At 72.2% G+C, this 7,805-nt stretch carries 8 protein-coding genes; 2 read left to right on the plus strand and 6 right to left on the minus strand.

Annotated features, from left to right (window positions below):
- Positions 1 to 38 precede the first annotated feature (38 nt).
- Complete coding sequence (locus FS532_RS05095) at positions 39 to 1,412, minus strand: flavin monoamine oxidase family protein (RefSeq protein ID WP_144751042.1); 1,374 nt, start codon at positions 1,410 to 1,412, stop codon at positions 39 to 41.
- Between the two features lie 5 nt (positions 1,413 to 1,417).
- Positions 1,418 to 1,771, minus strand: a complete 354-nt coding sequence (locus FS532_RS05100) for a hypothetical protein (protein ID WP_144751044.1) — start codon at positions 1,769 to 1,771, stop codon at positions 1,418 to 1,420.
- A gap of 136 nt (positions 1,772 to 1,907) precedes the next feature.
- Between FS532_RS05100 and FS532_RS05105 the strand changes: the two genes are divergently transcribed.
- Positions 1,908 to 2,489: an LppP/LprE family lipoprotein gene (locus FS532_RS05105; protein ID WP_144751047.1), complete on the plus strand. Its 582-nt coding sequence runs from the start codon at positions 1,908 to 1,910 to the stop codon at positions 2,487 to 2,489.
- A 32-nt stretch (positions 2,490 to 2,521) separates the two neighbouring features.
- Positions 2,522 to 3,571 carry a YeiH family protein gene (locus tag FS532_RS05110; RefSeq protein ID WP_144751049.1) on the plus strand — a complete coding sequence of 350 codons (1,050 nt, stop codon included), beginning with the start codon at positions 2,522 to 2,524 and terminating at the stop codon, positions 3,569 to 3,571.
- Positions 3,572 to 3,638: 67 nt separating this feature from the next.
- Here the strand turns inward: FS532_RS05110 and FS532_RS05115 are convergent, their stop codons facing one another.
- From FS532_RS05115 to FS532_RS05130, 4 genes are all read right to left on the minus strand, one after another.
- On the minus strand, positions 3,639 to 4,715 hold the full coding sequence (locus FS532_RS05115) for an ABC transporter permease (protein WP_144751050.1): 1,077 nt from the start codon (positions 4,713 to 4,715) through the stop codon (positions 3,639 to 3,641).
- The gene (locus tag FS532_RS05120) at positions 4,712 to 5,593 is read right to left on the minus strand and encodes an ABC transporter ATP-binding protein (protein WP_144751053.1); all 882 of its coding nucleotides are present in this window, start codon (positions 5,591 to 5,593) and stop codon (positions 4,712 to 4,714) included. Before FS532_RS05120 ends, FS532_RS05115 begins: the two co-directional genes overlap by 4 nt.
- Positions 5,594 to 5,755: 162 nt before the next feature.
- Positions 5,756 to 6,463, minus strand: a complete 708-nt coding sequence (locus FS532_RS05125) for a response regulator (protein WP_144751055.1) — start codon at positions 6,461 to 6,463, stop codon at positions 5,756 to 5,758.
- A complete protein-coding gene (locus tag FS532_RS05130; RefSeq protein ID WP_144751057.1) occupies positions 6,445 to 7,716 on the minus strand; it encodes a sensor histidine kinase in 1,272 nt (423 codons plus the stop codon). The genes FS532_RS05125 and FS532_RS05130 overlap by 19 nt, the downstream gene beginning before the upstream one ends.
- Between the last annotated feature and the right edge of the window lie 89 nt (positions 7,717 to 7,805).

Genomic DNA, 7,805 nt, shown 5'->3' on the forward strand with positions numbered 1-7,805 from the left:
GGAGGCGCGGTGCGGGCCCGACCCGCGCCTCCAGTCCGTCAGGTGGTGCCGTTCAGGGCGCCGGACCAGAGCCGAGCGATCGGCACGTCCCGCCCGAGGATCTGCTCCGCCGCACGGTGCCCGGAGTACATCGCGCCCGCGACTGTCGCCGGGTCGTCGGTCCAGGTGGCCTCGCCCGCGAGGTGCAGCCGGCCATCGATCGGCACCGCCAGGTCGTCGTGGTCGTCCGTGGCCGACCCCGGGAGCATGTGCGCGTACGACCCCCGGGCGAACGGGTCGTCCTGCCACGCGGTCACCTGCACCGTGCTCGGAGCGGGGACGCGATCGCCGTACAGCCGGCGCAGCTGCTCGAGCAGGGAGGCGGTGACCTGCTCCACGCTCCAGCCCCGGATCGCCCGTGCTGCCGGCCCGGCCGCGAAGGTGAGCAGCGTCGGCACACCGTCGAGCCGGGTCAGGTCGTACCAGGAGTGCCACCACCGGCCCTCCGGACCGAGCTGCCGGATCGCGTAGACGTCCTCGTCCCAGAACCGCTCCGGGAACCGCAGGACGACCTTCTCGAACGCGTTCATCCGCAGCCGTTCGAGGGCCTGCCGGTGCCGTGCGGGCAGCGGTGGCTCGATCACGAAGTCGTCGGACTGCAGGACCCCGACCGGGACCGTGACGACGACGGCCTCGGCGTGGAACGTCCCGTGGTCGGTCGTGACCTCGATGCCGTCCTCGCCGTGGCGGACGCTGTGGACGACGTGGCGGAGGCGCACGTCGAGTCCCGCTGCCAGGTGCGTCGGCAGCGCGTCGTAGCCGTCCGGGAAGACCACCTCGTCGCCGTCGATGGAGTCGTCGTCGAGGCCGTGCGCGGCGAGCTCGTCGCTCGCGACGCCGTACTGCTCCTCGCTCCGGTGCTCGAGGTGCTCCCGGACGCGCTCTGCCCGTTCGGCGTCCCAGACCTGCGCCGCGACGGCACGCTCGGTGACGTCGCGGTAGGTGTCGGTCGGACCCGATGCGGCCACGACGTCGGCCAGGGTGGCATCGACCGTGTGCACGTCGGCACTGAACCGATGGATGGCGGCGTCGTCGAGCCGGTGTCCGTCCGCCCCGTGGTAGGCGATCGGTCGGCTGTCCACCTGGTACCCACCGACGGTGAACTCGACGGTGCGGATGCCGAACGCCGTGACGGCCTCGGCGACGGCGCTGCCGTCGACGCCGTGGATCCACGAGGCGCCGAGGTCGGTGACGTGCCCGCCGGACCGGTCGGTGTGGACGCGACCGCCGACCCGATCGCGGGCCTCGAGCACGACGACCCGGCGGCCGGCTGCGGGTTCGCCGTCGCCGTCGGCGTCGGCGTTGGCGAGCAGTCTCGCGGCGGTGAGCCCGGCGACCCCGGCTCCGATCACGACGACGTCGACGGTCTCCATGCGGGTCAGTGCCGCGGACTCCGCCGGCGGCCGAACAGCGCCGCGAGGAGCCGGGGCACACCGGGCCGCGGCCGCACCACGGGCTTCGTCTCGATCGAGCGGGTCGGCGCCCGGAACGCGAGGTCGTGCAGCATGTTCCGCTTCGAGCCGTCCCAGTTCGCGAACAGGTACGCCCCGCCGAGGAACGACATGCTCCGGACCGGGGTGCGCTTCCAGGAGTCGGCCGCGACGTAGTACCCGGCATGCCCGGCGTGGATGTTCTTGATCACGGTGTCGACGTCGATGACGCTGGTGGTCGTCACGACGGCGGTGATGCCCGTTCGGTCACGGGCGACGTACTCGATGAGGTGTTCAGACACGAGGGGCTCTTGGTCGCAGTTCGTCCCGTCGGGTCCGGGGAACGCGAGCACGACGAGGCATGGCCGGAATCGTCGTTGCTTCCGAACCCAAGAATACGCCGTGAACTCTGCGAACCGCGAGGAGGAATCTGAACCCATGCGCATCACCAGGACCACCGGGGGACTCCTGTTCGTCGCGGCGCTCGCCGTTGGCCTGACCGGCTGCAGCGGTGGGGGAGCTGCGACACCGACCGCGACCCGGACCGTGACGGCCACCCCGACGACAGCAGCGGAGACACCCACGCCGACGCCGACCGCGACCCCGACCTGTGGTCCGTCGAGCGGCGCCGCGGCCGCCTCGCAGGCGATCGCGGACCTGCCGTTGCCGACCGGCCTCGAGGACGCGAAGTGGGACCCCGCGAACTCCGACTACTCCGGGTACGACGCCTGTGCGCCGCTGTCCTGGTCGGTCGTGAACCTGGACCTCGCGACCGGCAGCTCCCCGGTCGCGATCCTGCTGTTCCACCAGGGCCGGTACCTCGGCACCGCGACCAAGGAGGCGTACGGGTTCGTCCCCGACGTCGCCCGCACCGATCCGTCGACGATCGTGGTGACCTACCACTACCCAGAGCCGGACGAGTCGACCGCCGACGCGAGCGGCCGGACGAACGCCACCTTCACGTGGAACGACAGCACGGGCCGCGTCGACATGAGCGGACAGACGCCGCCCGTGGGCTGACGGCCGTCCGGCGCCCTGCCATGCTGGAGGGCATGCCCCTCACGCGTGCGGACGCCGCTGCCGTCGTCCCCGGCATCGCGCTGGCCGTCGCGATCGGACTCGTCGCCACCCTCGTCGGGACGGAGGTCCCGGTCATCGGTGGCCCGGTACCCGCCGTCGTCATCGGTGCGGTCGTCGGCTGGCTCGTCCGACGCCGCCGACATGGCGGGCTCGACGCGCTCCAGCCCGGCGTGAAGTTCGCGTCGAGCCGTGTGCTGCAGTTCGCCGTCGTCCTGCTCGGTGCGCAGCTGTCCATCGGCGAGGTCCTGCGCATCGGTGGGGAGACCCTCCCGGTCATGCTCACGACCCTCGTGGTGTGCCTCGTCGCGGCGTGGGGGATCGGCCGGCTGCTGCGGGTGTCGAGTGCGCTCCGCACGCTCATCGGCGTCGGGACGGGCATCTGCGGGGCATCGGCGATCGCGGCCGTCACCCCCGTGATCGGTGCCGTGAGTGCCGACGTCGCCTACGCGATGTCCACGATCTTCCTCTGCAACATCGCCGCGGTCTTCGTCTTCCCCCTGGTCGGTCACGCGCTGGGGCTCTCGCAGCACGCCTTCGGCGTCTTCGCCGGCACGGCCGTGAACGACACGTCCTCGGTGGTCGCCACGGCGACGGTCTACGGTCGCCAGGCGACCGACACCGCCGTCGTCGTGAAGCTGGTCCGGACGCTCATGATCATCCCGATCGTCATCGGGTTGGCCGGACTGGAGGCACGGCGCGCTTCCCGCGAGCAGCTCGCCGCCGACGACGGGTCGGGTCGCGCCGGGGGCGTCCGCGTGCTCCGGTTGGTGCCGTGGTTCCTGATCGGGTTCCTCGTGGTCGTCCTGCTCCGCACCCTCGGGGTGTTGCCGGCCGCCGCGGCCCCGGGGTTCTCCACCGCGGCGACGTTCCTCATCACGGTCGCGCTGGCTGCGATCGGGGTCTCGACGGACTTCGGCGCACTCCGACGTGCGGGGTTCCGGCCGATGCTGCTCGGGATCGCGCTGTGGGTGCTCGTGGCGGCGACGAGCCTCGGCGCGCAGGCGGTCTTCGGGCTGCTCTGAACGGGAGGCCCGGATCACGTGAGTCGATCGACTCACGTGATCCGGGCCTCCGGTCCAGATCGCGGCGTCAGCCGCGCAGTGCCTCCGCCAGCTTCACCCGGCTGCCGGTGCGCAGGAGCGCGTTCTCGTAGATCCGCGCCCCGATGACCACGACCAGCACCACCGAGACCGCCACGATCACGAGGGACAGGATCGGCTCCCACCACTCGGCGGTCCCGAGGAAGATCCGCATCGGCATGCCGATCGGCGCGCTGAACGGCACGTACGACATCACACCGAGGATCGTCGGGTTGTTGTAGGCGACGATGATCAGGATGTACGGGATCATCACGAGCATCATCACCGGGGTGGTGACACTGCCGACGTCCTCCTGGCGGGAGACGAGCACTGCGGCTGCTGCGAACAGCGAGGCGATGAGCACGAAGCCGATCGCGAAGAAGCCGACGAACCACAGCATGCTCGGCCCGAGCACGGTGAACATGTTGTCCTGCCCGGTGACCGCGAGCGTCACCGCCGCAGCGATCGCCACCGCCACGATCTGCGCGAACGCCATGACGCTGTTGCCGAGGACCTTGCCGGCGAGCAGTGCCCGCGCCGGGATCGCGGCCATCAGGATCTCGACCACCCGGGTGGACTTCTCCTCGACGACGCTCTGCGCGATCGACTGACCGAACGTCACGGCGGAGGCGAAGTACACCACCCCGAACGCGAGCGCGACGATGTAGATGAGCCCGCCGGGGATCGCGTTCGGGTCGAGCAGCTCGATGCGGGGTGAGACGCTCAGCGCCTGCACGACGTCGGTCGGGGCGTCGTCGAGTCCGACGACCTTGTAGCCGAGCGGGTCGTCCGAAGGCAGGATCGCCGCGTCGACGTCACCGTTCTCGACGAGCCGTTCGGCGGCGGCGGCGGTCGGCGCCTGCGTGACGTCGAGCCCCTTGCTCGTGGGGAGACTGACGCCGTCGACGACCGCGACCGGGGTGGTGTCGCCCGCGGTCGCTTTGCCGACGATGCCGCCGACGACGATCGACGCGACGACCATCAGGATGAGGATGCAGGCCGACACGACGAACGCCTTGCTGCGGACGCGTGCCTGGATCTCGCGCGCGGCGACGAGCCGCACGGACTGGACGAACGAGCCGTTCATCGGACGACCTCCCGGAAGACCTCGCTGAGCCGCGGGACACGCGGCGAGAACGACCCGACGGTGCCGTGCTGGACGGCGCGCTGCAGGACCCGTTGGGCAGTGGGGTCGTCGGCTTCGAAGACGGCGTAGCCCCCGTCGAACTCGCGGACGGTGACGCCCGGTTCGTCGCGGAGCCAGGCGACGTCGCCCTCCACGAGGAGCTCCCACGCCGGCGGCCCGGCCTGCTTGCGCAGCTCGTCCTGCGGTCCGGCGGCACGGATGGTGCCGCCGGCGATCACCACGACGTCGTCGCACAGCCGCTCGACGACGTCCAGCTGGTGGCTCGAGAAGAGCACCGGGACGCCACCGGCCGCGGCTTCGCGCAGCACGGCGAGCACGACGTCGACGGCCATCGGGTCGAGGCCGGAGAACGGCTCGTCGAGCACGAGGACCTCGGGGTCGTGGGCCAGCGCAGCGGCGACCTGCACGCGCTGCTGGTTGCCGAGCGAGAGCTTCTCGACGGCGTCGTCGGCGTGCGGCGCCAGGCCGAGCCGGTCGAGCAGGTCGGTGGTGCGGCTCGCGGCGGTGCGCTTGTCGACGCCGTGCAGCCGGGCGAAGTAGGTGATCTGCTCGGCGACGGGCATCTTCGGGTACAGCCCGCGCTCCTCGGGCATGTAGCCGAAGCGGCGTCGGTCGGCCGGGCCGATCGTCGCGCCGTCGATCGACACGGTGCCGGCGTCGGCCTGCAGCACGCCGAGCAGGATCCGCATCGTGGTGGTCTTGCCGGCACCGTTGCCGCCGACGAACCCGGTCAGGCGTCCGTCACCGACCGTGAACGTGACGTCGTCGAGCACGCGGCGGTCGCCGTACTGCTTGGTCACCCCGTCGATGGTGAGCATGTCGTTCCCCTCTCGCGGCGGTTCGGTCCGCCTGCGTCGACGCTATTGCGCCGGGGTGGGGCGGTGCCTCCGGCTGGCGACGGGTTTCGGAGGCGCGATCTGCGGCGCCGACTCCACCGCACGGGGGAGCGGACGTGGGCGGGGTCCGTCCGTGGTGCCGGGTCAGTCCGTGGTCTCGGGTCGGCCCGCGGTGCCGGCGACGCCGTGCTCGAACGCCCAGACCACGGCCTGGATGCGGTCGCGCAGGCCGAGCTTCTGCAGCACGTTCGACACGTGGGTCTTCACGGTCGCCTCGCCCACGTAGAGCTCGGCGGCGATCTCGGCGTTGCTCAGACCCCGGGCGAGCAGTCGGAGCACCTCGGTCTCGCGCTCGGTGAGGCCGGCGCTGGCCAGCGCCGCGTCGGCTGCGGGCACGGCGTCTGCGCTCGTCGGCGGGGCGGTCGCCGTCGCCCGGCTGATCACCCGCCGCGTCACGTCCGGGGCGAGCAGCGCGTCGCCCGCGGCCACCGTGCGGACCGCGTCGATCAGCCGTTCGGGAGAGGCGTTCTTCAGCAGGAACCCGCTCGCCCCGGCCTCGAGCGCCTGGAAGAGGGCGTCGTCGTGGTCGAACGTCGTCAGGACGAGCACCGCCGGGGGATCGGGGAGGGCCGCGATCCGCCGTGCCGCCTCGAGCCCGTCGACGTTCGGCATCTGGACGTCGAGGCAGACCACGTCCGGTCGGTGTCGTCGGACGGCCTCGACGGCTTCGGCGCCGTCCGCCGCTTCGCCGACGACGCGGAACCCCGGCTCGGACTCGAGGATGACGCGGAACCCGGCCCGGACGAGGTCCTGGTCGTCCGCGAGCACGATCGTCAGGTCGTCGGCAGCCATGCCCGCACCAGGTAGCCTCCCCGGGCGCGCGGCCCGATCTCGATCCGTCCGCCCACCGCGGCGACGCGTTCGCGCATCCCCACGTGGCCGAGTCCGCTGCCCGCCGTGTTCCGCGGAGCGCGGTCGCCGTGCCCGTCGTCGGTGACCTCGACCTCGACGCAGTCGGCGAGGTACCGCACGCGGACGTCGGCCCGGGCGGTCGGTCCGGCGTGCTTGAGGACGTTCGTCACGGCCTCCTGCGCGATCCGGTACGCCACGGCGGACACCGTCGGCGGGATCTCCCGCGGTTCGCCGACGACCACGTACTCGGTGGGGTGGCCAGCCGTGCGGGCGGCGCCGGCGAGCTCCCCGATGCGGCCGAGGCCCTCGGTGCTCGGAGCGTCGCGGTGGTCGTCGCCCGCGGGGTCGTCGTCGTGGGAGCGGAGGGTGCCGAGCATCCGCCGGAGCTCCTCGACGGCGGTGCGCGCGCTCTCCTCGACGACGCCGAGGGACGCGGTGGCCTGCGCCGGGTCGCGGTCGATCACCCGTCGGGCGGCGCCGGCCTGCACGCCCATCAGCGAGACGTGGTGGGCGACGACGTCGTGCAGTTCGCGGGCGATCCGGACGCGTTCCAGCGTCACGGCCTGCGCGGCGCTCCGCTCGCGTTCGGCGGCGAGCTCGGCGGTCCGGACGTCCAGCTCGTGCTTCGCGACGGCCGAGGCCCACGCCCGGTTGCCGGCGTACCAGGCGGCACCGAAGTAGATGACGTTGATCAGGATGTTGAGCAGCGAGAACGCGATGTAGGGCGGGATCAGCCCGCCGTCGTCGTTCGGCAGTGCGTTCGGGACGGCCCAGCCGAAGGCGATCCCGATGAAGAGCCAGGCGAACATGCCGCCGATCACGACCCACCGGACGGCCTCGGCCCGGACACGGTCGGAGCACCACGCTCCGACCGTGTACAGCGCGATGAACAGGGTGAAGTTGACGAGGAAGACCTCTGGCACGTGCAGGAGCTGCAAGGCCGCGAAGGCCAGTGCCGAGACGACGGCCATGCTCATCGGCCAGCGCCGGCGGAACGCGATCGGCGCGGCATTCGCGACGATCATCAGCGCGGAGACCCACCACGCGGCCTGGTCGTCGCCGTAGGTGCCCGCGGCGGTGTAGAGCGTCGTCGTGATCGCCAGGCCGGCACCGAGGACGAGCGCGAGGACCGCGTCCTGGCGGAGCTCGCGGCGCCCCACGGGCAGCCGCGTCCACTCCGTCGCCGTCCCCATGCGGACCACGCTAGCGGGTGGGGCCGTCTGGACTGGAGGCGCGGTGCGGGTGACCGACGTCGGTCACCCGCACCGCGCCTCCAGTCCAG

The organism is Curtobacterium pusillum (genome assembly GCF_007673235.1).
Classification (GTDB): Bacteria; Actinomycetota; Actinomycetes; order Actinomycetales; family Microbacteriaceae; genus Curtobacterium; species Curtobacterium pusillum_C.